General features: G+C 66.1%; 20 protein-coding genes and 2 tRNA genes. 5 read left to right on the top strand and 17 right to left on the bottom strand.

Annotation, left to right across the window (positions count from 1 at the left end; all coding sequences use genetic code 11):
- Nucleotides 1-711, top strand: a complete 711-nt coding sequence (tsaA, locus tag BLT16_RS11605; RefSeq protein WP_089658678.1) for a tRNA (N6-threonylcarbamoyladenosine(37)-N6)-methyltransferase TrmO — start codon at nucleotides 1-3, stop codon at nucleotides 709-711.
- 269 nt (nucleotides 712-980) lie between these two features.
- Here tsaA and purC read toward each other — a convergent pair whose 3' ends face one another.
- Genes purC through dapA form a run of 4 tightly spaced genes read right to left on the bottom strand, consistent with a single transcriptional unit; the run spans nucleotide 981 to nucleotide 4,441 of the window.
- A complete protein-coding gene (purC, locus tag BLT16_RS11600) occupies nucleotides 981-1,694 on the bottom strand; it encodes a phosphoribosylaminoimidazolesuccinocarboxamide synthase (RefSeq protein ID WP_089658677.1) in 714 nt (237 codons plus the stop codon).
- A gap of 43 nt (nucleotides 1,695-1,737) precedes the next feature.
- Nucleotides 1,738-2,544: an MBL fold metallo-hydrolase gene (locus BLT16_RS11595; RefSeq protein WP_089658676.1), complete on the bottom strand. Its 807-nt coding sequence runs from the start codon at nucleotides 2,542-2,544 to the stop codon at nucleotides 1,738-1,740.
- Nucleotides 2,544-3,509, bottom strand: a complete 966-nt coding sequence (locus BLT16_RS11590; protein WP_089658675.1) for a hypothetical protein — start codon at nucleotides 3,507-3,509, stop codon at nucleotides 2,544-2,546. Before BLT16_RS11590 ends, BLT16_RS11595 begins: the two co-directional genes overlap by 1 nt.
- Nucleotides 3,510-3,556: 47 nt before the next feature.
- Entirely contained in the window at nucleotides 3,557-4,441 is an 885-nt protein-coding gene (gene dapA / locus BLT16_RS11585) for a 4-hydroxy-tetrahydrodipicolinate synthase (protein ID WP_089658674.1), read from the bottom strand.
- 204 nt (nucleotides 4,442-4,645) lie between these two features.
- Here dapA and BLT16_RS11580 point away from each other — a divergent pair, with 204 nt between their 5' ends.
- A complete protein-coding gene (locus BLT16_RS11580) occupies nucleotides 4,646-5,119 on the top strand; it encodes a peroxiredoxin (protein WP_089658673.1) in 474 nt (157 codons plus the stop codon).
- A gap of 26 nt (nucleotides 5,120-5,145) precedes the next feature.
- Here the strand turns inward: BLT16_RS11580 and BLT16_RS11575 are convergent, their stop codons facing one another.
- Nucleotides 5,146-6,246, bottom strand: coding sequence for an AI-2E family transporter (locus tag BLT16_RS11575; protein ID WP_089658672.1), 1,101 nt, complete (start codon nucleotides 6,244-6,246; stop codon nucleotides 5,146-5,148).
- Nucleotides 6,243-6,494, bottom strand: coding sequence for a sulfurtransferase TusA family protein (locus BLT16_RS11570; RefSeq protein WP_089658671.1), 252 nt, complete (start codon nucleotides 6,492-6,494; stop codon nucleotides 6,243-6,245). The genes BLT16_RS11575 and BLT16_RS11570 overlap by 4 nt, the downstream gene beginning before the upstream one ends.
- A gap of 108 nt (nucleotides 6,495-6,602) precedes the next feature.
- Between BLT16_RS11570 and BLT16_RS11565 the strand changes: the two genes are divergently transcribed.
- Nucleotides 6,603-8,054, top strand: a complete 1,452-nt coding sequence (locus BLT16_RS11565) for a M48 family metalloprotease (RefSeq protein ID WP_089658670.1) — start codon at nucleotides 6,603-6,605, stop codon at nucleotides 8,052-8,054.
- Here BLT16_RS11565 and nadA read toward each other — a convergent pair.
- The 10 genes from nadA to purL all read right to left on the bottom strand — a co-directional run bounded on the left by nadA (nucleotide 8,051) and on the right by purL (nucleotide 19,910).
- Nucleotides 8,051-9,079, bottom strand: coding sequence for a quinolinate synthase NadA (nadA, locus tag BLT16_RS11560; protein ID WP_089658669.1), 1,029 nt, complete (start codon nucleotides 9,077-9,079; stop codon nucleotides 8,051-8,053). The two genes, BLT16_RS11565 and nadA, sit on opposite strands and share 4 nt — an antisense overlap.
- A 233-nt stretch (nucleotides 9,080-9,312) precedes the next feature.
- A tRNA-Lys gene (locus tag BLT16_RS11555) sits at nucleotides 9,313-9,388 on the bottom strand.
- A 40-nt stretch (nucleotides 9,389-9,428) separates the two neighbouring features.
- Nucleotides 9,429-9,504 (bottom strand) — tRNA-Lys (locus BLT16_RS11550).
- Between the two features lie 121 nt (nucleotides 9,505-9,625).
- Nucleotides 9,626-10,483, bottom strand: coding sequence for a 23S rRNA pseudouridine(2605) synthase RluB (rluB, locus tag BLT16_RS11545; protein ID WP_089658668.1), 858 nt, complete (start codon nucleotides 10,481-10,483; stop codon nucleotides 9,626-9,628).
- Entirely contained in the window at nucleotides 10,480-11,286 is an 807-nt protein-coding gene (scpB, locus tag BLT16_RS11540) for an SMC-Scp complex subunit ScpB (RefSeq protein WP_089658667.1), read from the bottom strand. Before scpB ends, rluB begins: the two co-directional genes overlap by 4 nt.
- Nucleotides 11,283-12,200: a segregation and condensation protein A gene (locus BLT16_RS11535; protein ID WP_089658666.1), complete on the bottom strand. Its 918-nt coding sequence runs from the start codon at nucleotides 12,198-12,200 to the stop codon at nucleotides 11,283-11,285. The genes scpB and BLT16_RS11535 overlap by 4 nt, the downstream gene beginning before the upstream one ends.
- 103 nt (nucleotides 12,201-12,303) lie before the next feature.
- Nucleotides 12,304-13,620 carry an MATE family efflux transporter gene (locus tag BLT16_RS11530; RefSeq protein WP_089658665.1) on the bottom strand — a complete coding sequence of 439 codons (1,317 nt, stop codon included), beginning with the start codon at nucleotides 13,618-13,620 and terminating at the stop codon, nucleotides 12,304-12,306.
- Complete coding sequence (locus tag BLT16_RS11525) at nucleotides 13,620-14,048, bottom strand: MarR family winged helix-turn-helix transcriptional regulator (protein WP_089658792.1); 429 nt, start codon at nucleotides 14,046-14,048, stop codon at nucleotides 13,620-13,622. Before BLT16_RS11525 ends, BLT16_RS11530 begins: the two co-directional genes overlap by 1 nt.
- Nucleotides 14,049-14,147: 99 nt before the next feature.
- Nucleotides 14,148-15,965, bottom strand: coding sequence for a DNA repair helicase RadD (radD, locus tag BLT16_RS11520; protein ID WP_089658664.1), 1,818 nt, complete (start codon nucleotides 15,963-15,965; stop codon nucleotides 14,148-14,150).
- A 15-nt stretch (nucleotides 15,966-15,980) separates the two neighbouring features.
- Nucleotides 15,981-19,910: a phosphoribosylformylglycinamidine synthase gene (gene purL, locus BLT16_RS11515; protein ID WP_089658663.1), complete on the bottom strand. Its 3,930-nt coding sequence runs from the start codon at nucleotides 19,908-19,910 to the stop codon at nucleotides 15,981-15,983.
- A 157-nt stretch (nucleotides 19,911-20,067) separates the two neighbouring features.
- Between purL and mltF the strand changes: the two genes are divergently transcribed.
- Nucleotides 20,068-21,537 carry a membrane-bound lytic murein transglycosylase MltF gene (gene mltF, locus BLT16_RS11510; protein WP_089658791.1) on the top strand — a complete coding sequence of 490 codons (1,470 nt, stop codon included), beginning with the start codon at nucleotides 20,068-20,070 and terminating at the stop codon, nucleotides 21,535-21,537.
- A gap of 24 nt (nucleotides 21,538-21,561) precedes the next feature.
- Nucleotides 21,562-23,550, top strand: a complete 1,989-nt coding sequence (locus BLT16_RS11505) for a GGDEF domain-containing protein (RefSeq protein ID WP_089658662.1) — start codon at nucleotides 21,562-21,564, stop codon at nucleotides 23,548-23,550.
- On the opposite strand, the gene tadA is transcribed toward BLT16_RS11505, so the two are convergent.
- Nucleotides 23,547-24,014 carry a tRNA adenosine(34) deaminase TadA gene (gene tadA / locus BLT16_RS11500; RefSeq protein ID WP_089658790.1) on the bottom strand — a complete coding sequence of 156 codons (468 nt, stop codon included), beginning with the start codon at nucleotides 24,012-24,014 and terminating at the stop codon, nucleotides 23,547-23,549. The two genes, BLT16_RS11505 and tadA, sit on opposite strands and share 4 nt — an antisense overlap.
- Nucleotides 24,015-24,053: the final 39 nt, after the last annotated feature.

Genomic DNA, 24,053 nt, shown 5'->3' with positions numbered 1-24,053 from the left:
GTGAGCGAGCCACTGGCAAGCTACCGCCTCGAGGCTATCGGCCATATCGAGAGCGACTTCCCGGACAAGTTCGGCGTGCCCCGCCAGCCGGGACTCGCCCCTGCCGCTCGCGCCCGGCTGGTGCTCCACGGCGATTACGCCGACCCGCTCACGGTGCGCGGCCTCGATGCCTATAGCCATGTGTGGCTGACCTTTATCTTCCACCACAGCCCCGAGCGCTGGACGCCGCTGGTGCGACCGCCGCGGCTGGGCGGCAACGCCAAGCTAGGGGTCTTCGCCACCCGCAGCACCCACCGCCCCAACCGCCTGGGCCTGTCGCTGGCCACCCTCGGCAGCATCGATACCCGCCACGGCGTGGCCCTGGAGCTATACGGCTGCGACCTGGTCGACGGTACCCCGGTGCTGGATATCAAGCCCTACCTGCCCTGGGCAGAAGCACTCCCCGACGCCCGGGCCGGGGTGGCGCCGGCAGCGCCGCCGCGCTATGCGGTGCGCTTCTCCGCCGAGGCCGAGGCCACCCTCGAAGGATGCCCCGACGGCGGCGCGCTACGCGCCCTGATCGAGCAGGTGCTGGCCCAGGACCCGCGCCCCGCCTACCACCGCGACAAGGGCGATGCCGCGCGTGTCTACGGCGTGCGGCTACGCGATATGGACGTGCGCTTCTGCGCCGAGGGGGAGGGATTTCGGGTGGTGGAGATCAACGCCAGCTGAGAGGCTATGCAGCCATCGCAGACGCTGTTAGCGAGAGACGCCGGGGGCAGGCCGGAGAGGGGGTTTGCGCCATGGATGGCGCAAGGTAGCGCCCAGGGATGGGTTTACAGCGCCCCCTCGTAGGCCTGCCGACGGATCAGTCTCGAGCGGTGCTGGTCTCGAGAACGCCACCTTGAGTCCTGCAGGGCTCTCGCATCCGTGGCGCAGACCTATGCTTCGACCTGCCCCCGGCGCTCCTCGCTAGCCAGGAGCCGCAGCAAGCGCCCGGATCAGCCGAAATCGACGCCAATCCGCCGGCCGACCTCTTCGTAGGCTTCGATCACGCCGCCCAGGCCCTGGCGGAAGCGGTCCTTGTCGAGCTTCTCGCGGGTCTTGGCGTCCCACAGCCGGCAGCCGTCCGGGGAGAACTCGTCACCCAGCACGATCTGGCCGTCGAACAGGCCGAACTCCAGCTTGTAGTCGACCAGCAGCAGGCCGCCGTCGGCGAACAGCGCCTTGAGCACATCGTTGACCTTGAAGGTCAGCGCCTTCATCTCGGCGAGCTGCTCGGGCGTCGCCCAGCCGAAGCTCTCGGCCAGCGACTCGTTGATCATCGGGTCGTGCTGGGCATCGTTCTTGAGGAACAGCTCGAAGGTCGGCGGATTGAGTTCGATGCCCTCTTCGACCCCGAGACGCCGAACCAGGCTACCCGCGGCGATGTTACGTACCACGCACTCCACCGGGATCATCTCGAGCTTCTTGACCACGCACTCGGTGTCCGAGAACAGGCCATCGAAGTGAGTGGGAATGCCCGCCGCCTCGAGCGTCTGCATGATGAAGGCATTGAACTTGTTGTTGACCATGCCCTTGCGCGCCAGCGACTCCATGCGCTCGCCGTCGAAGGCGCTGGTGTCGTCGCGAAAGTGCAGGATCATGCGTTGGGGATCGTCGGTGTAGTAGACCGACTTGGCCTTGCCGGCGTAGAGCTGTTGACGCTTTTCCATGGGAGCGGTCTCCGCAAAAATCACTGTTGAGTCGGTCGGCCGATCAGGCGATGCGCTGCCAGGCCAGGCCGTGGTCCTGGGCGGCCACCGAGAGCCGCGAGTCGTCGCCGTCGAGCAGCGGGGTCAGGGTTTCCAACACGCGCTCGGGGCAGTTGTTGTGTTCCGAAAGATGCGAACAGACGATGCGCTGCAAGCGGTCGAGCCCCAGCCGCGGCAGCAGCGCCGCGGCCTGGGCATTGGCCAGGTGCCCCCAGTCGCCACCAACGCGCCGCTTGAGACTAGGGGGATAGGGCCCCTCGGCGAGCATCTGCACGTCGTGGTTGCACTCCAGCACCAGCGCGTCGCAGCCGTGGAAGGCCTCGGTCACATGCGCGCTAGGATGCCCAAGGTCGGTGAGCACACCAAAGCTGCGGCCATGGGCATGGAAGCGAAACTGCACCGGCTCGCGGGCATCGTGGGGCACCGTCACCGGGTCGATCTCCAGGCCGTTGATGGCAAAGCGCTGCTGCGGGGTCACCCAGTGGTGCTGCGGCAGGGTACCGAGCCGAGCGCTGCGCCAGGTTCCCGGAGTCAGGTAGACCGGCACGCCATAGCGGCGCGCCAGTGCCCCCACACCGCGGATGTGGTCGCCATGTTCATGGCTGACCAGAATCGCATCGAGCTGGCGCGGGTGCAGATCGAGGCGCGCCAGGCGCTTTTCGGCCTCACGCATAGCGAAACCGCAATCGATCAGCAGCCGCGTTTCGCCATCGCACACCAGGGTCGCATTACCCTTGCTACCGCTGCCCAGCGAGGCGAAACGCAGCCCCGAGGCAGCATGCTGCGTAGCGACCTCCTCCACATCCGACATTAGCGCAGCAGGGCGGCAACGCGGTCGAGCAGCTCGCGGGTATCGTCGGCGGTGAGCTCCTTGTCGCTCTCGTTGATCACCCGGACCCGGGTCTCGCCGCTGGGCGCCTGGTCGAGGCTCAGGCGCAACCACTGGGCGGTCTGACGCACGTCGGGACTGAACACGATGGAGAACACGCCGCGATTGCGTTCGCTGGCGGTCATGTACTCGAGCAGGAAGTCGCGATTGGCGGCGTCGCTCTCGAGCAGCAGCTCGCGGTTCTCGCTGGTGAAGTTGCGCGACAGTTGGTAGTCCATCTCGGCCCAAGTGCGCTCCATGTCGGCGGCCAGCAGCAACTGCCAGCTGTCGTCGCTGCGCTCCAGGCGTACGCTCTCCTCCTGCTGCTGGGCACGTTGAGTGGCCAGCGCCGAGGCGCTCGCGGTGCGGCTCTCGGCAGTCAGGAAGTCGTTGAGGGCATCGAGACACTGAGTGTGAATGGCCCCGCCCTGTTCGCAGCGCACTTCGGTAGCACCGCTGCGTACGCCGGGCTGGAGGGTGAAGGTCGCCTCGCTGGTGGCCAATACGCCGCGCTGGGGACTGTTCTCGGTCACGCTCAGTCCCTGACGGCGACTGAAATCCTCGAGCCGCGGCCAGACATCGCCGGCCTCGGCGTTGACCAGCAGCCAGCGGTCACTACCCGACTCGCGGCGCTCGACGAAGTCGCGCTGGCCACCACGCGCCACCGCATCGGGGCGCGGTGCACGGAAGCGTCCGTCGCTGGCGACGAACTCCCCGCGGGCTTCGGGTACCGGCATGATGTCGCGATAGCGGCTCTGATCGCGGGTCTCGGGCAGCACCAACGGCCGCCCCTGCTCCGCCTCGGCATAGTCGATGTTGCGGTCGTGAAAATAGCCATCGCGGGCGCAACCGGCAGTTACCAGAGCGATCGATACGACGAGCGGCATCCATTTCAGCGCAGGGTTCATGCATCCACCTTGTTGAGAGTCCACGGGAGCTGTCAGCGGTACGTCGTTCAGTCGTCGATGACGCCCGCCAGCTGCAGCGCCTCGCTGACCGTGGAGTGGTATTTCTCGGACAGCCAGGTCATCGGCAGGCGAATGCCGGCCTCGGCGTAGCCCATCCGATGCAGCGCCCACTTCACCGGAATCGGGTTGGACTCGATTCCCAGGTTGGTGTGCAGCGGCATCAGACGGGTATTGATCGAATGGGCGGTCTCGGTATCGCCGGCCACCGCGGCGGTGCATAGCTCATGCATGGCCTTGGGTGCGACGTTGGCGGTCACCGAAATATCACCGTGGCCGCCCATCAGCATGAAGTCGCAGGCAGTGGCGTCATCACCGGAGTAGAGCTTGAAATCGCTGCCTTCGAGGCGCCCGATCAGGTCCTCGGCGCGCTCCAGGTTACCGGTGGCATCCTTGAGCCCGATGATGTTGTCGATCTCGGCCAGGCGCAGCACGGTCTCGTTATAGAGATCCGAACAGGTGCGCCCCGGTACGTTGTAGAGGATCACCGGCAGATTGGCGCCTTCGGCTACCGCCTTGAAGTGCTGGTACAAGCCTTCCTGGGTCGGCTTGTTATAGTAGGGGCATACGGACAGGCAGTAGTCGGCACCGACCTCCTTGGCGTAGCGCGCCAGCTCCACCGCCTCGGACGTGGCATTGGCGCCGGTACCGGCAATCACCGGAATCCGCCCCGCTACCTCTTCCACCACCGTACGAATCACGTCGAAGTGCTCGGCGAAGGACATGGTGGTCGGCTCGCCGGTGGTACCGGCCGCGACGATGGCGTCGGTGCCATTCTCCAGGTGGAAGTTGACCAGGCGACGCAGCGCCGGCCAGTCGATCTCGCCGGTCACCTTCATCGGCGTCGCCAAGGCGACCATACTGCCTGTGATCATGCTGTGTTCCTCTCGAAAACCGTGGCCTGCCAGCGCTTCGCCCGTCGGGGGCAGACATTCAGGGGCTAGATGGTACTCAGGCGGCGAAAGTCTGTACAGAACCGGATGCGCGTCGACCGCCTTTGCCGCTGAAGCGCTTTACAGCATGCGCCGGGTTGCGTGTAATCGTAACGTGTCCTTTCACTCAGCCTCCAGGAGATCTGCATGAGCGTCAGCCTCGGCCAACCCGTGCCCGACTTCACCGCTACCGCCACCGGTGACACCAGCGTCAGCCTATCCGATCTGAAGGGCCAACAGGTGGTGATCTACTTCTACCCCAAGGCCAGCACCCCGGGTTGCACCACCGAGGGCGGCGACTTTCGCGACCGCAAGGCAGACTTCGACGCCGCCAACACCGTCATCCTCGGCGTCTCCCGTGACGGCATCCGCGCCCAGGAAAACTTCAAGGCCAAGCAGGGCTTCAACTTCGCGTTGATCTCCGACAAGGATGAAGCGGTCTGCCAACTGTTCGACGTCATCAAGCTCAAGAAGATGTACGGCAAGGAACACCTCGGCGTCGAACGCAGTACCTTCCTGATCGACGCCGAGGGCAATCTTGCCCGGGAGTGGCGCGGGGTCAAGGTCAAGGGTCACGTCGACGAGGTGCTCGAGGCGGCCCAGGCGCTACACGCCGGCTGAGCCATCAGGCCCCGCCACGGCGGGGCTCACTCCTCGGAGAGCGTCTCCAGCGCCTCGTGCCGCTCGCGGCTGCCGATACCCCGCGGCCAAGCCACCACCAGCGCCTTGAGCAGCGTCGCCAGCGGAATCGCGAAGAAGATGCCCCAGAAGCCCCACACCCCGCCGAAGAACAGCACCGCGACAATGATCGACACCGGGTGCAGATTGACCGCCTCGGAGAACAGGATCGGCACCAGCACGTTGCCGTCCAGCGCCTGGATGATGCCGTAGGCGATCAGCACGTAGACGAACTGATCGCTGATGCCGAAGTGAAAGCCGGCCACCGCCGCCACCGGCAGCGTGGCCACCGCCGCACCGATGTAAGGCACCAGCACCGACAACCCTACCAGCACCGCCAGCAGCGCCGAATAGGGTAGCCCGAAGAAGGCAAAGGTCAGGAAGGCCACGGTGCCGACGATGATGATCTCGATGAACTTGCCGCGCACGTAGTTGGCGATCTGATCGTCCATCTCGTTCCAGATACGGGTCATCAGCAGGCGCTTCTGGGGCAGCAGCGACAGTGTGAAACCGACCAGACGGTCCTTGTCCTTGAGCATGAAGAACACCAGAATCGGCACCAGCACCAAATAGATGATCAGCGACAGCACGTTACCCAGCGAGGCCAGCGACAGGGTCAGCGCGCGCTGGCCGACCTGGGTCATCTCGCGTCCGGCCACGCCGATCCAGTTCTGGATCTGGTCGGGCGTCACCAGCTGCGGATAGCGCTCCTGTAGGCCATCAAGCAGCTGCTGGCCAGCAGCGAACATTCGCGGTGTCTCTTGCACCAGCCCCACCAGCTGGTTCCATATCAGCGGCATCAGGATGAAGGCAATCGCCAACAGCAGACCGATGAAACCCAGGAACACCAACGACACCGCCAGCAGGTGCGGTACATGGCGACGGGTCAGGGCATTGACCGCCCCCTGCAGCAGAAAGGCGATCACCAGCGCGGTGAAGAACGGCGCCAGCATCCTGCCCAGCCAGATCACCACGGCAAAGCCAATGACCAGCACGATCAGCAGGATCACCGCCTCTTCGTCGGAGAAGTAACGCTCGATCCAGCTCTTGAACAGCGCACGCATGGTCATACCGACGCGGCCCCTGGTCCCTTGCGAATCCAGTAGATATAGACGTCGTCGCGAGTCTCGCGGGAGACTAGCTCGTGGTCGCTATGACTGGCGAACGTCTCGAAGTCCTGCCAGGAACCGGCATCGGTGGCCTGGACCTCGAGCAGTTGCCCGGGCGCGAGGCGTGACAGCGCCTGCTTGGCCTTGAGCAGCGGCAGGGGGCATGGCAGACCTCGGGCGTCGAGCTGATTATCTGGTTGCAGGGCCATGCGTTCTCCCGAAAAATGTCTGAAACCCCTGAGATTTAAAGGCACTTTGCCGAGCGAATCAATGTCCGATGAACAGCATTGCGCCCGCCCCTATCATTGAGGATGGTCATGTTGCACGCCTTGAAGCCCTGTCTTGCCGCCGCTGGCCTGGTACTGGCCAGCTTGCTGCCGGCCTCTGCCAGCGCCGTCGACGACTACGGCCTGCCGCAGCTCGGCAGCGGCGGTGCCGGTGCCGCCGGGGCAGAAGAGTACCGTCTGGGTCGCGCTTGGCTGCGCCAGTTCCGTGCCCGCGCACCCGCCTGGCAGGACCCCATTACCCAGGACTACGTCGAATCGGTGATCTCGCGGCTGCTGCCGCACAGCGACCTCGGTGACAACCGTACCAGCGTGACCCTGGTCGATAGTCGCCTGCTCAACGCCTTCGCCGTGCCCGGCGGGGTGATCGGCGTCAATTCCGGCCTCTTCGCTTTTGCCGAGGAGGAGGACGCCTTCGCTTCGGTTATCGCCCACGAGCTCGGGCATCTCTCCCAGCGCCACTATGCGCGCCAGGTCTCTCGCGCCGAGCAGACCCAGGTACCGGCCATGGCGGCGATGCTGGCCGGCATGCTGATCGCTGCCGGCGGCGGCGGTGATGCCGGCATCGGCGTGGCAATGGGCTCCCAGGCCGCCTTTATTCAGGATCAACTGGCCTATTCGCGACGCTTCGAGCAGGAAGCCGACCGCGTGGGCCTGCAGGCCATGGCGCGGGCCGGCTACGACCCGCAGGCGATGGTGCGCATGTTCCGCGCCATGCAGCGCATGGCCTCGCTGCAGGGCGGCAATCCGCCGGAGTTTCTGCTCACCCACCCGGTCACCGAGTCGCGGATCACCGATACCGAGGCTCGTGCCAGCCAGTTGAGTACCCGCGAGCGCCGCGAGGTCGGGCCGCGCTACGACCTGGTGCGTGCCCGCGCGCTGGTCTCGGTCAACCGCAGCAGCCTCGACCAGGCCTCGGCGCGTCTCGCCCAGGGCAACCCCGACCCCCAGGTCAGTCGCTACCTGGAGGCGCTGATCGCCGCCGAGCGCGGCAATCACGGCAGTGCCCTGGAGATCCTCGATACCCTTGCCAACCAGCTTCCCGACCTGCCGATGCTGCCGGTGACGGCCGCCGAGGTCGCCTATGACGCTGGCGACTACGATGCCGCCATCGAGCGCAGCCGCCGCGTGTTGCGGTTGATGCCCGACTACGCGCCGGCCAGCCGCGTGCTCGGTGAAGCGCTGCTGCAGCGCGATCCGGAAGAAGCCTACCGGGTGCTGCGCGACCTGAGCGAGCGGCGCCAGGAAGATCCACAGGTGTTTGCACTACTCGCCGAAGCCGCCGGGCGCAGCGGTCGCGACGGCTGGGGGCATCTGGCGCGCGCCGAGCATATGCAGCTGACCGGGCGCATGGACAGCGCCATCCGCCAGCTCCAGGTAGCCCGCGACAGCGCCCGCCAGGCCGGTGATAGTGGCTTGGAGAGCCGCATCGACCAGCGCCGCGAAGCGTTCATGGAGTACCGCGAGGCGCTTGAGAGGTTCTAGGCCTTGAAGTTCAGCATCCGCTCCAGCGGCTTGAGCGCCGCGGCGCGCAGCGCATCGTCGACGAAGATCTCGCCGCTGCCGTGACGCAGCGCACCGGCCAGGTTGTCGAGGGCGTTCATCGCCATCCACGGGCAGTGGGCACAGCTCTTGCAGGTCGCGCCGTTACCGGCGGTGGGTGCCTCGAACAGCGTCTTGCCGGGCACCGCCTGCTGCATCTTGAAGAAGATGCCGCGGTCGGTGGCCACGATCAGCTTGTCCTGGGGCAGCTCCTTGGCCGCCTGGATCAGCTGTGAGGTAGAACCGGCCACATCGGCCAGGCCGACCACCGGCTCAGGCGACTCCGGGTGCACCAGCACCGCCGCATCGGGGTAGAGCGCCTTCAAGTCTTGGATGCCCTTGGCCTTGAACTCCTCGTGAACGATGCAAGCACCGTCCCACAGCAGCATGTCGGCACCGGTCTGCTTCTGGATATAGCCGCCCAGGTGCTTGTCCGGCGCCCACAGGATCTTCTCACCACGTGCCTGGAGGTGTTCGATCACGTCCACCGCGATGGACGAGGTCACCACCCAGTCGGCGCGCGCCTTGACCGCCGCCGAGGTGTTGGCATAGACCACCACGGTGCGCTCCGGGTGCTGGTCGCAGAAGGCCGCGAACTCGTCGGCCGGGCAGCCGATGTCCAGCGAGCAGGTCGCCTCCAGGGTCGGCATCAGGACGCGCTTCTCGGGAGAGAGGATCTTGGCGGTTTCGCCCATGAAACGCACCCCGGCCACTACCAGGGTCTCGGCCTCGTGGCGGGCGCCGAAGCGGGCCATTTCCAGGGAGTCGGCGACGCAGCCACCGGTCTCCTCGGCGAGCTGCTGGATGGCATCATCGGTATAATAGTGGGCGACCAGCACGGCATTGTGTGCCTCGAGCAGTCGCTTGATCTCATCGACGCGCGCTTCATCTTCGGCGGGAATCCGCGTTGGGCAGTAGGCGCGGGCCAGGTGCTCTTGCACCTCGGCGCGGGAAGTCATGATCGTCATCGTGTCTACCACTGTGACTGGCAGGGGCTCCCCCTGCATGTACCAGGTGCACCGTGACGGGCTCTCTGCCCGGCGGCACACGCCAGATGGGCTAAGTGCGGCGGCTCCCGCCACACCTGCCTCGCACTATTCTAGACCACAATGCACCGCCATTGCTCCCCTACGGCGCACGAAAGTCTGCACATGCGAAAACGCCCCGATGCCTGAGGCACCGGGGCGTTTCGAACACGTTCTGGTGGGTCGTGTAGGATTCGAACCTACGACCAATTGGTTAAAAGCCAACTGCTCTACCAACTGAGCTAACGACCCGCAACCGTAAGCGTCTCGCTTACGCAGCGGCGGCGGATAATGGTGGGTCGTGTAGGATTCGAACCTACGACCAATTGGTTAAAAGCCAACTGCTCTACCAACTGAGCTAACGACCCGCCGCCATCTGACGACAGGGGCCACGTCATGTTTCCCCTCCCGACAGGGCGCACATATTACCCATGGCGCCCCATGATGACAAGCCTTTTTGTGCCAACCACAGGGCGTTTCGTTCCTACCTCAAGACTTACGCGTGCCCTTGGGCTTGCGCATCGCTTGCACCGGGCGCCGCTTGTTCTTGTCGCGGCTCCAGCGGTTCTTCTCGTCCGGGGTCAGCTCCGGGACTTTGCGGCTGGCAAGCCCCGCAAGGCTCGCGAGATCGTCGACCTCATCCTGGGTCAGCTCGGTCCACTCACCGGCCCTGGCGCGCTTGTCGAGGAAGATATTGCCGTAACGCACCCGCTTCAAGCGGCTAACGGTGAGGCCCTGGGACTCCCACAGCCGGCGCACTTCACGGTTGCGGCCCTCCAGGATCACCACGTGGAACCAGGTATTGATGCCCTCGCCGCCGAACTCCTGCACGTCGCTGAAACGCGCCGGCCCGTCGTCGAGCATCACGCCCTCGACCATCGCCACCACCTGCTCGCGACGCACCTCGCCCATCACCCGCACCGCGTATTCGCGCTCCACCTCGGTGGAGGGGTGCATCAGCTTGTTGGCCAGTTCGCCGTCGGTGGTGAACAGCAGCAAACCGCTGGTATTGATATCCAGGCGACCGATGGCGATCCAACGCTCGCCCTTGAGGCGCGGCAGCCGTTCGAATACGGTGCGCCGCCCTTCCGGGTCCTTGCGCGTGCACAGTTCGCCCTCGGGCTTGTTGTACATGATCACCCTGCGCGGGGTCTCGTCGGCGCCGCGCAGGGTCACGGGCCGGTCGTCGAAGGTGACCTTGTCGCGCATCTCGATACGGTCACCGAGGGTCGCCAACTTGCCATTGACCTTGACGCGCCCGGCGCTGATCGCGGTTTCCATCTCGCGGCGTGAGCCAAGGCCGGCACGTGCCAGCACCTTCTGCAATTTTTCAGTGGTAGTCGTCATGGGTCTTCTGACATCTCGTCTGTAGAGGATTTCGCGTCCCCGTGTCCGTCATCGTCGACGCTCTCGGGGGCACGTTCGGCCAGGCGGGCTTCGAGATCGGCGAAGCTCAGCCCAGGCCGCGTGGACGCCGTCCCGGCGTGTGATTCGGCGTCGACCGTCCCGGTCGTCGCCTGCTGCTGTGGTGCCTCTTGTTCGGCTGCCTCGCGCTCCTGTGCGGCGCCGTCCGTCGCGCCCTGCTCTAGGGCTGCATGCAACGCGTCGAAATCCTTGAGCTCGTGCATCGGCGGCAGCGCGTCCAGCGTCTTGAGGCCGAAGTCGTCGAGAAACTGCCGGGTGGTGGCATACACCGACGGCCGCCCTGGCACGTCACGCTGACCGACCACACGGATCCAGCCGCGCTCGGTCAGCGTGCGCATGATCGAGCTACTCACCGCCACCCCGCGCACCTCCTCGATATCGCCACGGGTCACCGGCTGACGATAGGCGATCAGCGCCAGGGTCTCGAGCAGCGCCCGCGAGTAGCGCTGCGGGCGCTCGTCCCACAGTCGCGACACCCACGGCGAGAGCCGCGAGCGAATCCGCAGTTGGAAGCCCGAGGCGGTCTCGATCAGTTCAAGCGCGCCGTGCTCCATGCGCTCGCCGAGGCGTACCAGCGCCTCGCGCAGCTCGCGCCGCGGCGGTCGCTCATGCTCGTCGAACAGCGCCTCAAGCCGCTCCGGCGAGAGCGGCTCGCCGGCGGCCAGCAGCGCCGCCTCGAGGATCTCATCCAGGGGGCTTACCGGATCGCTGATGCGCGTGTTCATGATGGTGGTAACGCTTCCTCATGGTCATCGAACGGGCTCTCGCCCGCCTCGTCCTCGGCGGCATCGGGCGCCTCGCCAGCATCGCTGGCCAGCCGCGCGCGCACGTGAATCGGCGATAGCGGCGCATTCTGCACGATCTCGATCATTGCCTCCTTGGCCAGCTCGAGAATCGCCATGAAGGTCACGATCACCCCGGCGCGCCCCTCCTCGAGGGTGAACAGCGCCTCGAAGGGGGTGTAGTGCTGATGCTCGAGCCTGGCCATGATCGCCAGCATGCGCTCACGTGTCGACAGCACTTCGCGGCTGATCTGGTGCGACTGGGTCAGCTCGGCGCGGCGCAGAATACCCGATAGCGCCGCCAATAGCTCGTCGAGCTCGACGTCGGGATGGATGACCCGCGACTCCAGTGGCGGCAGCCCGGCCTGGGCCGGAAACCAGTCGCGCCCCAGCCGCGGCAGCTCACCCAGCGTCTCGGCGGCATGCTTGAGCCGCTCATACTCCTGCAGGCGACGAATCAGCTCGGCGCGCGGATCGCCCTCGTCATCCTCATCATCCCCCTTGGGGGGGCGCGGCAGCAGGGTACGCGACTTGATCTCGGCCAGCATCGCTGCCATCAGCAGGTACTCACCGGCCAGCTCGATCTCCATCGCCTGCATCAGCTCGACGTACTCGATGTACTGATGGGTGATGGCGGCCACGTCGATGGCCAGGATATCCAAGTTCTGACGGCGGATCAGATAAAGCAGCAGGTCGAGCGGCCCCTCGAAGGTCTCGAGAAACACCCGCAGCGCCTCGGGCGGAATATACAGATCCTCCGGTGGCGCATAGACCGGCTCGTCGAGCACCCGCGCGAAGAGCTCGCCCTGCTGCGGCGCTTGGTTCTCTTCGACGACGGTGGTGGGTGTCTCGCTCACGCGTGGCTCGGCTCCTGCAGCGACTCTCGGCACAGCGCATCAATCAAACGTGCAGTCTAGCAAGATGGTGCCGGCTCAGACAGCGCCGGGGGACCCGGCACCGCTAGGCAACTCCTTCGAGATGCTGCCAACGCCGCCGCACCATCGCCAGTACCACGGAAGCCAGCACCAGATTGGAGAGCGGCAGTGCCAACCACACCCCGTTCAACCCCATCACCAGCGGCAGCACGGCCAAAAAGGGCAACTGGATCACGATATTCCCAAGCGTGATCAGCATCGCCTGGCGCCCCATGCCCATCGACTGGAAGAAGCAGGCCGCCAACACGATGAAGCCGTCGAGGAACAGCGCGAAGAGGTGCAGACGAACCCCCTTGGTGGTCGCCGCCAGAAGCCTGGCGTCGTCGGAGATGAAGATGCCGACGATACGCCCGGGCCACAGCATCAGCGCCGCCACCATCACGAGACCGAATCCCAGCCCGGTATAAAGGCCGAGCCGAAAGACTCGCTTGATATCGGGACGCCGTCGCGCACCGTGGAAATAGCTGATCAGGGGCTGCATGCCGTTGGCCACCCCCTCGGCGAACATGTAGTAGAAGGCTAATAGATAGCCGGTGATGGCATAGGCCGCGACCTGCACCGCACCGCCATAGTGCATCAGCAGCATGTTGTGCAGTACCGTCACCACCCCGAGATAGAGGTACATCACCATGCTGGCGCCCCCGGTGCTCAGCACGGATCGGCAAGCGCTGAGACGCAACGGCTGCCAACTCAGCCGGATGGGTGGCTTGCGACTCACCAGGAAGCCCACACAGATCAGGACAGTGAAGCTCTCCGCCAGCAGCGTGGCCAGGGCCGCCCCTTGCAGCTCCCAGCCCAGCCACAGGATAAAGACGTAGTCGAAGGCAATATTGGCCAAGCCTCCCGTGACCATGGCCAGTGTCGCCAGGCGGGGTGCGCCAAGGTTGCGCACCCAGAACGGCAAGGCCAGGCTGGCCATCACCAGCGGTGCCCCCCAGGCCATCACCGCCAGATAGTCGCCGCTGAGTTGTGCCACCTCTCCAGTGGCCCCCTGGAAGGCCACGAAGGCTTCTCCAGCAAACAGCAGGATGACGCCCACCGGGGCCCCAAGCAGCACCAGCAGCCAGCCGCCCTGCCCTAGCATCAATGCCGCCCGCGGCGCGTCCCCGCGGCCATGAGCGATGGAGCACTGGGCACCTGCGCCAGCGCCCAGCATCAATCCCACTGCCAGCAGCACGATGACGGCTGGTACGGCCATGGTGATGCCGGCCAGCCCCGGCTCGCCGACGGCATGACCGATGAAAATGCCATCCACCACCTGGTACAGGCCGCTGACCATCAGCGCCATGACGGCAGGTAGGGTGTAGCGCCAGTAGGTGCGGGTAATCGAGCCGGAATGCATCAGTCGTCCCTCCTGAGCCCCTTGCAGGCCTTGTCCAGCAACCTCTCCAGCTCACGCCGCTCCTGCTCATCCAGCCCCTGGCGTAGTGCAGCGGCGGTTTCGGCATAGACGTCGTGTTCTTCCTTCTCGATGTGTCGCGCCTTGTCCGAGGCATGCAAGAGCACGGCGCGCCCATCCTCTGGACAGGCCGAACGGTAGAGGTAGCCACGCGCCTCCAGCTTGCCGACCATGGTGCTCGCCGAGGCCTTGCTCACCCGCAGCAAAGCGGCCAGTTGCGTGAGGCGCATCCCATCCGGCGTCGAGAGCAAGGCATAGAGGTAGTCGAGCTCCGCAGCGGTCAGCTCCATGCTGCCGCTGCGCCGGCCATGCTCCCGCCAGCGGTTCCATATTTCCCAGCCCAAGTCCTTCAAGTCCGCTTCGAGCGCCATGATACACCCCACCACCATAAAGTTAGTTATTCTAACTAACTTTATGGTGGTGGCAAGCCTCTCGACTTCGCGAATCAACCTGTGGGGACATAGCGCTTGCTACTCCGCCGTGTCAGCCTTGCGATAGCGCCCGCTGTAGTCGAACAGCTTCTCGCGCACCTGCCAGTGGCGGCCGACCTTGCGACCCACTACGAAGTCCGGCGCGCGCAGGCGGCGCTGCTCGGCGATCACGTCATCCGGTGAGGTCGGCCGCCATGGCAGGCCGGGGGCACGCAGATGGTCGCGCAGGAAGACCGCATGAAAGGCGCCGCGCTGGGCCGGGGTCTCGAGGGCGAACCACTCGACCAGAGTGGCACCGTCCTCATCGTGGTAGGTGACCTTGAGCCGCGGCATGCCGCGACCGTTGAGGGTGGCCTCGAGCTGCATGCCGCTAACCCGCAGCACCCGGGCATCCTTGAGCTTGAGCGCCGCCTTGAGCTTGTCGTCGGCATCCACCAGCAGCGTCTGGCAGCCGTGACAGCGCCGCGCGGCGATATCGTTCTCGACGCCGCACTCGCCGCACACCTTGAAGCGAAAGCGAAAATCGCACTGGCGACGCGTGCCCGACGCGTCCTCCACCAGCCCCTGGCAGCGGCGGCCGTAGTGCTCGATCACCAGCTCGCCGTCGCGCTTGCCCCAGAACAGGTTGGCGTGTCCACACTCGGGGCACTCGACCTGTACCGGCTCGGCGTCGCTGGCGGGTTTCGGCGAGCCCACCTCCGGCGCGTAGAGATCCCAGGGGTTGCCGGCGTAGTCGAGGATCAGGCAATCCCCTTTGCCTGGGGCCAGGCGCAGGCCGCGACCGACGATCTGCTGATAGAGGCCCACCGACTCGGTGGGGCGCAGGATGGCGATCAGGTCGACGTGGGGCGCATCGAAGCCGGTGGTCAGCACCGCCACGTTGACCAGGTACTTGATCTCACGGTCCTTGAAGGCGCCGATGAGGCGCTCGCGTTCGCGCCCCGGCGTGGCGCCGGTGATCAACGCCGCCGCGGCGCGGGGCAGGTAGCCGAGGACCTCCTCGGCGTGGGCGACACTAGCGGCGAAGATCATCACCCCCTGGCGCTCGGCGGCGCGCTCGACAATCTCGGCGATGATCCCCGGCGTGGCACGGTGGCCGGCCACCACCCGGTTAAGTTCCTCTTCACGATACAGGCCGCTGGCCGCCGGGGAGAGCGTCGAGAAGTCGTAGCGTTCGACCGCGGCGTCAACCCGCGTCGGTGGCGCCAGGTAGCCCTGCTTGACCATCAGCCGCAGCGGCTGCTCGAACACGCAGTCGCGGAAGAAGCAGGTCTCGTCACCACGCACCATGCCGTGATGGTGACGGTAGTAGATGAAGCCCTGCCCCAGGCGGTAGGGCGTGGCGGTGAGGCCTAGCACCTTGAGCCGCGGATTTTGCCGCTGCAGGTGCTCGATCACCTGGCGATAGCTCGATCCCTCGTCCAGCGAGACCCGGTGGCACTCGTCGATCACCAACAGGGTGAACTGGCCGTGCCCTTGGGAGGGCGAGTCGAAGGCGTGCAGATGCCTGACCACCGACTGCACCGAGCCGAATACCACTTGGCGGCCGCTCTCCTTGCGCCCCAAGCCGGCGCTGAAGATATCCGCCTCCAGGCCGTAGGCCAGGTACTTGGCATGATTCTGCTCGACCAGTTCGCGCACGTGGGCCAGCACCAGCACCCGCCCCCGGGCAAGGCGCGCCAGTTCGGCGATGACCAGCGACTTGCCGCTGCCGGTAGGCAGCACCACCACCGCCGGCTCATCGCTGGCACGAAAGTGCTCGACCACTCGGCCCACCGCCTGTTGCTGATAGGGGCGCAGCGCCGGCGGTGAAGACGGCGAAGGCGGCCCGCAGGCCGCCTTGTTCGGGTCACGCATTGGCACGCCGCCGGGTCAGCCGAGCCACACCCGGGCATTGCGGAACAGCCGCAGCCAGGCGCCGTCCTGGGTCCATTCGGCCGGACGCCAGGAGTTGGTCACCGCGCGTGCCACCCGCTCGGGGTGCGGCATCATGATGGTGACCCGGCCGTCCGGGGTGGTCAGGCCGGTAATCCCCGACGGCGAGCCGTTGGGGTTGGCCGGATAGCGGCTAGTGACCTGGCCGTAGTTGTCGACGTAGCGCAGCGCGATCTGGCTGCTGCCCTGCATGGCGCGCAGATGGCCGCTGTCGCGGAACTCGGCGCGCCCCTCGCCGTGAGCCACGGCGATCGGCAGCTTGGAGCCCTGCATACCGGCCAGCAGGATCGACGGACTCTCCTCGACCTGCACCATCGACACCCGCGCCTCGAACTGCTCCGACTCGTTGCGCACGAAGCGCGGCCAGTTGTCGGCGCCGGGGATCAACTCCTTGAGCTGGGAGAGCATCTGGCAGCCATTACACACGCCAAGGGCGAAGCTGTCGTCGCGACCAAAGAAGGCCGCGAACTGCTCGCGGGCGCGTTCATTGAACAGTACCGACTTGGCCCAGCCCCCGCCGGCGCCGAGCACGTCGCCGTAGGAGAAGCCGCCGCAGGCCACCAGGCCCTTGAAGTCGTCCAGCGACACCCGACCGGCGAGAATATCGCTCATATGCACGTCGACCGCCTCGAAGCCGGCGCGGTCGAAGGCCCAGGCCATCTCCACCTGGCCGTTGACGCCCTGCTCGCGCAGCACCGCCATGGCCGGGCGCGCGGTATTGACGAAGGGCGCCGCAACGTCGTCGTCGACATCGAAGCTGGGCTGTGCCGTCAGGCCCGGGTCGCGGTCGTCGAGCAGGCCGTCGAACTCGCTCTTGGCGCAGTCAGGGTTATCGCGCAGCGCCTGCATCCGGTAGCTGGTTTCGGACCAGGTCCGCTGAGTCAGCAGCCGCGTGGTTTCCAGCAGCGGCTCCTCGAACAGCGTCACCCGTACCTGGTCATCGTAGCGCGGCCGGGCGATCACCCCGCAGGTCTCGAGGCCGGCAGCGGCGAACTGCGTCAGCACCTCTTCGGTGTACTGGCGGTTGACCTGGATCACCGCGCCGAGCTCTTCGGCAAACAGCGCATTGAAGGCATCCACCGGCTCGTCGATCAGCCAGTCGAGCTTGATCTCGAGGCCGGCGCGGGCGGCGAAGGCCATCTCCAGCAGGGTCACCAGCAGGCCGCCGTCGCTGCGGTCGTGGTAGGCCAGCAGCTTGCCGTCGCGGTTGAGCCCCTGGATCACCTCGAAGAAGGCTTTGAGGTCTTCCGGGTCATCGACGTCCGGGCACTCGTCGCCGACCTGGCCGTAGACCTGGGCCAGTGCCGAGCCGCCGAGGCGATTCTGGCCGCCGCCCAGGTCGATCAGGATCAGGTCGGATTCATCCTGCTCGAGATTGATCTGCGGGGTCAGGGTCTGGAGCGCATCGGTCACCGGCGCAAACCCGGTGACGGCGAGAGTGAGCGGCGCGGTAACGCTCTTGTCTTCGACGTCACCCTTGTCGCTCTCCGCCTGCCAGGCAGTACGCATCGACATCGAGTCCTTGCCCACCGGAATGGCAATGCCGAGTGCCGGGCAGAGCTCCATGCCCACCGCATGGACGGCGTCATACAGCGCCTGATTCTCGCCGGGATGGTCGGCAGCGCTCATCCAGTTGGCCGAGAGCTTGATGTCGCCGAGCTTGGCAATCGGTGCGGCGGCCAGGTTGGTGATCGACTCGGCCACTGCCAGCCGCGCGCTGGCGGCGGGATCGACCAGTGCCACCGGCGCCCTCTCGCCCATCGCCATGGCCTCGCCGGCATGGGTGTCGAAGCTCGCCGTGGTCACCGCCACATCGGCCACCGGCACCTGCCAGGGGCCAACCATCTGATCGCGGGCCACCTGGCCGGTGATCGAGCGGTCACCGATGGTGATCAGGAAGCTCTTGGAGGCTACCGCCGGCAGTCGCAGCACCCGGTCTAGCGCTTCGCGAAGGTCGAGATTGTCGAGCATCACTGCGGATAACACCGGCGACTCACGCTGGAACTCACGGGTCATCTTCGGCGGCTTGCCGAACAGCACGCTCATCGGCAGGTCGACCGGCTGGGTCTCGAAATGCCCGTCGCGCACTTCCAGGTGATGCGCCTCGATGGCCTCGCCGACCACCGCATAGGGGCAGCGCTCGCGCTCGCACAGCGCATCGAAGGCCTCGAGATCGTCGGGGGCCACCGCCAGCACGTAGCGCTCCTGAGCCTCGTTGCACCAGATCTCCAGCGGGCTCATGCCCGGCTCGGCGTTGGGAATCGCGCGCAGCGAGAAGCGCCCGCCGCGACCGCCGTCCTTGACCAGTTCGGGTAGGGCATTGGAGAGCCCGCCGGCGCCTACGTCATGGATGAAACGGATGGGATTGCTGTCGCCCAGTGCCCAGCAGCGGTCGATCACTTCCTGGACGCGACGCTCGATCTCGGGGTTGTCGCGCTGTACCGAGGCGTAGTCGAGGTCTTCACTGGAGCTGCCCGAGGCCATCGACGAGGCCGCGCCGCCGCCGAGGCCGATCAGCATCGCCGGACCGCCCATCACGATCAGCTTGCCACCCACCGGGATCTCGCCCTTCTGCACGTGGCCGTCGCGAATGTTGCCGTAACCGCCGGCGAGCATGATCGGCTTGTGGTAGCCGCGCCGCTCGATGCCGTCGCGACCCAGCGCGTCCTGCTCGTAGGTACGGAAGTAGCCGGCCAGATTGGGACGCCCGAACTCATTGTTGAAGGCGGCACCGCCGATGGGCGCCTCGAGCATGATCTCAAGGGCACTGACGATGCGTTCCGGCTTGCCGTAGTCGAAGGCCTCCCAGGGCTGTACATACTCGGGGATGCGCAGGTTGGAGACGCTGAAGCCGGTCAGGCCCGCCTTGGGCTTGCCGCCGATGCCGGTGGCGCCCTCGTCACGGATCTCGCCGCCGGCACCGGTGGCCGCCCCCGGATGCGGCGCGATCGCCGTGGGGTGATTGTGGGTCTCCACCTTCATCAGGATCTGAATCGGCTCCTCATGGGCGGCGTAGCGGGCGCGCTCGCCGGCCTTGCCAGTCAGCGGCGCGGCGAAGAAGCGCGGCGCCTTGCTGCCGGTGATCACCGCGGCGTTATCGCTGTAGGCGGAGAGGATGTCATCCGGCGAGGCCCGGTAGGTGTTCTTGATCATCTTGAACAGCGAGTGGGACTGCGCTTCGCCGTCGATGACCCAGTCGGCATTGAAGATTTTATGCCGACAGTGTTCGGAGTTGGCCTGGGCAAACATCATCAGTTCGATGTCGGCCGGGTTACGGCCCAGCTCCCGGAACGCCTCGAGCAGGTAGTCGATTTCATCCTCAGCCAGCGCCAGGCCCAACTGGACGTTGGCCTCGGCCAGCGCTGCGCGGCCGCCCTCGAGGATGTCCACCTGGCCCAACGGTGCCGGGTCGTGGTGGGCGAACAGCCGCGCCGCGTCGCTGGCATTGGCCAGCACCGTCTCGGTCATGCGGTCGTGCAGGATAGCGACAATGGCATCGAAGGCCGCCTCGGAGAGCGTGCCGTTCAGCCGCACCCGATAGGCCACGCCGCGCTCCACCCGGCGCACCTTGGTCAGGCCGCAGTTGCGCGCGATATCGGTGGCCTTGGACGACCACGGTGACTGAGTGCCGATACGTGGCACCACCAGGAATAGATGGCCCTCGCTCGCCGCCCCTGCCTCGCTGCCGTAGTCGAGGAGTCGCTCGAGCAGCCGACGCTCGTCGGCATCGAGGTCACCGTCGTGGTCGACGAAGTGGACGTACTCGGCGTGCAGCGTGTCGACCTCGGGGACCCGGTCGCGCAGGGTGGCCAGCAGCTTGGCATGTCGGAAAGCAGAAAGGGCAGGCGCACCTCGCAGTTCAAGCATGGTCGATCGAGCCTCTGGTGAAAGCGAAATGAGGGCCGCGGCCGGCGGCAACGAGCGCACATGATACTGGAAAGCACCCGGGGCGCGAAATCCGCGCAGGTGACAGGGCGTTCTGCGCCCGCTATCGTGGAGGGTCCCGTTGCCGATCGGCTCCTGCATGCTCAAGGCCTTACTGTCCCATCTGCGCCGCCACTCGCGCGGCTATCTGCTGACGTGCATCGGTGTCGCGCTGATGTGGCTAGCGCCGCACCAACCGACACCGCACGCCCCCCAGTGGGATACCATCCAGGCCCGCGCCTTCCTGGCCGTGCATACGCGCAATACCCCCACCACCTACTATGAAGGTCGCCACGGTCCCACCGGGTTCGAGTACGATCTGGCGCGGCGCTTCGCCGAGCACCTCGGACTCAGCCTGTCGATGGATACCGAGCCCAACGTCGAGCAGGTGCTCGAGGCAGTGCGCCTGGGGCACGCCGACATCGGGGCGGCAGCGCTACCCCTGGATCTGGAGCAACCCGAGCTGATCTATAGCCGGCCGATTCTCACCCTGCAGCCGCTAGTGGTCTATCGCCGCGGTTTGCCACCGGTGCGCGATATCGATGACCTGCGCGGCCTCAGCATTGCCAGCCTACGCGGCTCGGGTACCGGGCGGATCCTGCGCGAGCTGCAGCAGGAGCTTCCCGAGCTGAGCTGGAAGGAGTCCGATGAGCTGGAAGTCGCCGACCTGCTACAGCGTATCGAGAGCGGCAGCCTCGACGCCGCGGTCGTCCATCAGCACCAGTTCAAGATCAATCGGCTGTTCTTTCCCGAGGTCGAGCTGGGCTTTCCACTGGGCGAGCCGCTGTCGATGGCCTGGGCCTTTCCCGCCGGCCAAGGCGCGGCGCTTCAGCAGCGCGCCCACGAGTTTCTCGACATGCTGCAGCAGGACGGCACCCTCGATGAACTGATCGACCGCTACTTCGGTCATGACGACTACCTGGAGTACGTCGGGGCGCGGATCTTCATCAGCCACGTGCGCAACAAGCTTCCCGAGTACGCCGACCTGTTCCGCCAGGCGGCCCGTGATAGTGGCTTCGACTGGAAGCTGCTCGCCGCCCTGGGTTACCAGGAATCCCACTGGGACCCCGAGGCCACCTCACCCACCGGGGTGCGCGGCCTGATGATGCTGACCAACCCCACCGCCGAGGAGCTCGGCGTCAGCGACCGCCTCGACCCACAGCAGAGCATCGACGGTGGCGCCCGCTACCTCCGTCAAATGAAGGAACGTCTACCCGAGTCGATCAACGGTGACGATCGCCTGTGGATGGCCATGGCCGCCTATAATGTCGGGCTAGGCCATCTGTATGATGCCCGGGGTATCGCTGAGCAGCGCGGCGGCGACCCCGACCGCTGGGCCGACGTACGCGAGGCGCTGCCGCTATTGCAGAACAGCGAGTGGTACAGCCAGACCCGCCACGGCTATGCCCGCGGTGGCGAGCCGGTGATCTATGTGCGCAATATTCGCCGCTACTACGAGATTCTCGACTACGTTGACCGCAGTCAGCAGCAGTTTCATCAGCTCAACGAGCGCCTACCGGACGACGATGACGACAGCCATCTGTTCGACGTCATCCCTCCGGTGCTCTGATACCACCACGTCGAGAGGAGGAGCATGACGCGAATCGCCCCCCTGCTGGCCCTGACGCTCGCGCTGCTGGGCCTGATGGGCCAGGATACCGCGCCAGCTCACCACAGCAGTGCCCTGCTGCTGGCCCTGCTGGCCGTGGCCCACTGGCGTTTCGACCGTCCATGGCGCCTCCGCGTCTGGCTGCTCGCGCCCCTGCTGCTGGTTCAACTGCTGGCGATGGCCAGCTATCTGCTGCCCGAATACTGGCTGAGTATCGCCCACTGGAACGCCTGGCTTAGCCCGCTACCCGAGGCGCTGGGCGATAGCACCAATGCCTACCACTGGCGCCCACCGGCGCTGATGGTCCTGAGTCTGGGCCTGCTCACCGTCAGCCTGCTGATTAACTTGCGCCTGGCACTCGGCGCCCCGCTGCTGCTGGCACTGGCCGGACTGACGCTGCTTACCCAGGCCCTCGACCAGCAATGGGCAACCAGTATCTGGGTACTCGATCACGCCGCAACGCCGCTGCTGCTAGCCGCCGCCGGCTGCCTGCTTGTAGCTCAAGCCAGCCTGCTGATTCAGCGCCGTCGCCAGCAACTTCCCCGGCTTCGCCGCCCCCTACTGGCAGGCCTGACGCTGAGCCTGGTAGCGCTGCTGTTCTGGCACCAGCAGACCACCCTCGAGGACCGCCGGCAGTTTCACGCCAGCGCCGACCAGAGCCGGGCCCTGGCCGAGGACTTCGAGCGCGAGAACGCCGACCATCTCGCCGCCATGCGACGTTTCGTCAGTTTCTGGGAGCTCTATGACACGCCGCCCAGCGAGGCGGCCTGGGCCCGCCAGGCCAGCCGCTACCATCGCGACTATCGCTATTTCCTGAATATCGCCTTCATCGTGCCCAGCAGCGAGATCACCCGCGTCTACCCGCTCCAAGGCAATGAAAATGCCCTCGGCGCGCGTTTGTTCGACGATCAGCCTGAGGGGCGCGCCGCCCTCAGCGAGGCCTTGATTCATGGCCGTGAGGGCAGCACCGGCACCATCGACCTGCTGCAGGGCGTACCGGGCATCATCCACTACCTCCCGGTACGCAACACCCGCAACGAGATCCTCGGCGCCACCGCCATGGTGGTCAGCCTGCCGGCACTGCTCGATACCCTGTTCAATGCCATCGACACGCGCGCCCAGGCGTTGCGCCTGCACGCTGGCGAACAGCTGCTGGCCAGCGTCGGCACCCTCGACGATCGGGTTGCCTGGCGACACCGCTTCACCATCGACGTCGGCGGTCAGCCGCTGCAGCTCGATGCCCTGCCAGGGCGTACCACGCTGCTGATGCAGCGCGCTCGGCTACCCGAAGTCGGGCTGCTGGTGGGCCTGACCTTCGCCTACCTGCTGTATATGGTGCTGTTTGCCTACCAGCGCCTCGCCAACCAGCACCGCGCCGCGCACCATGCCAATCAGGAGCTGCGCCGTGAGGTGCAGGCGCGCAGCGTGTTGCAGCGTGAGGTGGAGTGGCTGGCGCGTCACGATGATCTCACCAAACTGCCCAATCGCCGGCTGTTCATGGAGACCCTCGACACCCACGCCGAACAACGTCCGCTGAGCGTGATGATCTGCGATGTCGATCATTTCAAACGCATCAACGACCACCTCGGCCACCTGACGGGAGACCGCTATCTGCGCCATCTGGGCGAAATCGGCCGCCGGGTCATCACCGAGCGGGACGGGCTGTTCGCGCGCTACGGCGGCGAGGAGTTCGTCGCTTGCCTGCCCGGGATAGACGCCGAACAGGCCGAGCGACTCGCTGAACGGCTGCGACTGGCGATCACCGCGGCTGACTTGCATCACCACGACGGCCAACGCCTCAGCGTCAGTATCGGCATTGCTACCCAGTTCCACGGCGAACTGGATATCGGCCAGCTGATGCAGGTCGCCGACGAAGCGCTGTACGACGCCAAGGCGACGGGCCGCAATCGCGTGGTCAGCGGGCGCGCCCTGGTCACGCCCGGCGATCCATCCAGCCAGCTCTCACCCCGCTAGACGTCCGGCGCATCGCGGCGCGCGGCGAAAAAATCGCGCAGCAGCCGTTTGGCCTGTACCGCGAGCAGTCCACCCACGACCTCGACCCGATGGTTGTGCCAGGGCTGCGCGAACAGGTTGGCCCGCGATTCGACCATGCCGGTCTTGGGCTCGGCAGCGCCGTAGACCACCCGTGCCAGGCGCGCATGAATCAGCGCACCGCTGCACATCATGCACGGCTCCAGGGTGACATAGAGCGTGCAGCCATCGAGACGATAGTTGCCGAGCCGCTCACAGGCGGCCCGTATCGCCTGCATTTCGGCGTGGGCGCTGGGGTCATGCTCAGCGATCGGCGCATTGAAGCCGGCACCGATAATCTCACCCGCGGGGTCCACCACTACCGCCCCCACCGGCACTTCGCCCGCCGCCAGCGCCAGGCGCGCCTGGTCCAGGGCACGGTGCATGTAGAAATCGTCGCTGCGCATCGCCATTGGCCACCCGAATCCTGATAAAATGAAACAACC

This window comes from Franzmannia pantelleriensis (assembly GCF_900102875.1).
Lineage (GTDB): Bacteria > Pseudomonadota > Gammaproteobacteria > Pseudomonadales > Halomonadaceae > Franzmannia > Franzmannia pantelleriensis.
This window is presented reverse-complemented; position numbering and strand designations above follow the sequence as displayed.